The sequence below is a fragment of the Streptomyces sp. NPDC055078 genome, from assembly GCF_053607985.1.
The window spans coordinates 1-1,692 of the sequence record NZ_JBSGUP010001055.1 but is presented as its reverse complement, the minus strand read 5'-3'; the positions used below and the strand labels follow the sequence as shown (position 1 = coordinate 1,692).

3 protein-coding genes are annotated in these 1,692 nt (G+C 68.7%); 2 read left to right on the top strand and 1 reads right to left on the bottom strand.

The features are described 5' to 3' along the window. Positions 1-106 precede the first annotated feature (106 nt). Positions 107-742, bottom strand: a complete 636-nt coding sequence (upp, locus tag ACWF94_RS40080) for a uracil phosphoribosyltransferase (protein WP_453500162.1) — start codon at positions 740-742, stop codon at positions 107-109. Between the two features lie 88 nt (positions 743-830). Here upp and ACWF94_RS40075 point away from each other — a divergent pair, with 88 nt between their 5' ends. After that, the gene (locus tag ACWF94_RS40075; RefSeq protein ID WP_453500164.1) at positions 831-1,127 is read left to right on the top strand and encodes a hypothetical protein; all 297 of its coding nucleotides are present in this window, start codon (positions 831-833) and stop codon (positions 1,125-1,127) included. Between the two features lie 238 nt (positions 1,128-1,365). After that, a partial coding sequence (locus ACWF94_RS40070; protein WP_453500160.1) for a tRNA adenosine deaminase-associated protein occupies positions 1,366-1,692 on the top strand: 327 nt, incomplete at its 3' end.

Below are 1,692 nucleotides of genomic sequence, written 5' to 3'. Positions count from 1 at the left end.
CGCGTTGTCGTCAGTCGCCTACGCTCCGCGTGGACTTCTTCCTCCGCCTTGCGATGCACGGCACCAGACCCCGCTCACTGACCCAGCCTGATCCAAACGAAAGACCCTAGTCCGCCGTGCCGTACATGCGGTCCCCCGCGTCGCCGAGACCCGGCACGATGTACCCCTGGGCGTTGAGCCGCTCGTCCACCGCCGCGGTCACGACCGTCACGGGCGCCCCGGCCAGCTCGCGCTCCATCACCTCGACGCCCTCGGGGGTCGCCAGCAGCACGACCGCGGTCACATCGTCGGCCCCGCGCTTGATCAGTTCGCGGATGGCAGCGACCAGCGTTCCGCCGGTCGCCAGCATCGGATCGAGGACGTACACCTGGCGGCCGGAGAGGTCCTCCGGCATCCGGGTCGCGTAGGTCGACGCCTCCAGGGTCTCCTCATTGCGGATCATCCCGAGGAACCCCACCTCGGCGGTCGGCAGCAGCCGCACCATGCCGTCGAGCATGCCGAGGCCGGCCCGCAGGATCGGCACCACCAGCGGCCGGGGGTGCGAGAGCTTGACGCCCGTCGTCCCGGTCACCGGGGTTTCGATGTCCACCTGCTCGGTACGCACATCCCGGGTCGCCTCGTAGGCCAGCAGGGTGACCAGTTCGTCGGCGAGCCGCCGGAAGGTCGGAGAATCGGTGCGCCGGTCGCGCAGCGTGGTGAGTTTGTGCGCGACCAGCGGGTGGTCGACGACATGGATCCGCATGCCGCAAACAGTAGCCCGCGTTCGCATCAAGGAACGTTTCGGAGGGAAGGTGGAGGCATACGTCCAGCCCTGGGGTGGTGTGGAGCCGATGCCGGAGCCCGAGTACGAGCGCGAGGAGCGCGCCATGAGGAGCGCGGACCCCTCAGACAGTACGGGCAGTGCGGGCAGCACAGAGAGCACAGAGAGCACCGCGCAGGACGACGGAAGCGACGGAAGTAGCGGAAACGACGGAAACGGCGCGAGCGACGCGGAGCGCAGAAGGCGGCGTGCCCACTTCCTGCGCGAGCTGAACGAGGCCAAGGCGCTGCGCGACCGCGTCCAGCCACGGCGCGCCCGGGCGGCACGGATGCGCCAGCAAATGCGGATGCGGACCTTCCGCTGGTAGTGGGAGACGGCCCGGCCTGCCCCGTATCGCAAGGGTGTCCGCCCCGGCCGGACACCACCCCCGTACCGGCAAATGCGCCGCCCGGTTCCGCGCAATGGGCCCAGTTGGTGACCTGATCGCCGACGCAACGGTGGAAGACCTCTCGCAAAGCGCAGGTTTCTGCCACGATTCCGAGTGGGCGGGGCACAGACCAGCCGCACCGCCCATCGTCACACCTCTGATCAGTGGGAGAGTCACGGTGTACTTCGCCGCACTGCTCGCGCGCACTCAAGACGGGTGGGAAGCGAGCGACACAGAGCTCGACGATGTGGAGACCCTGTCGGATCTGACCGACCTGGCCCGCGAGGCTTCGGTGGACGAGGACACGGTCCTCGTCTTCATCGAGCAGGAGGACGCCTGGTTCGGCGTCCTCCGGGTGGAGGGCGAGGACGACCCTCGTATCTTCGTCTCCGACGCGGCCACGGCCGCACGCTCCTCGTACGGAGAAATCCTCACCAACGAACTGCTCGGCGGGGACGATGACGACCCCGCCGACGACCTGGACTCGCTGGACCTCGACGGTACG

Excerpts from the sequence above, each read along its gene's own strand:
- upp (WP_453500162.1), bottom strand. The coding sequence starts at position 742 with ATGCGGATCCATGTCGTCGACCACCCGCTGGTCGCGCACAAACTCACC.
- ACWF94_RS40075 (WP_453500164.1), top strand. The coding sequence starts at position 831 with ATGCCGGAGCCCGAGTACGAGCGCGAGGAGCGCGCCATGAGGAGCGCG.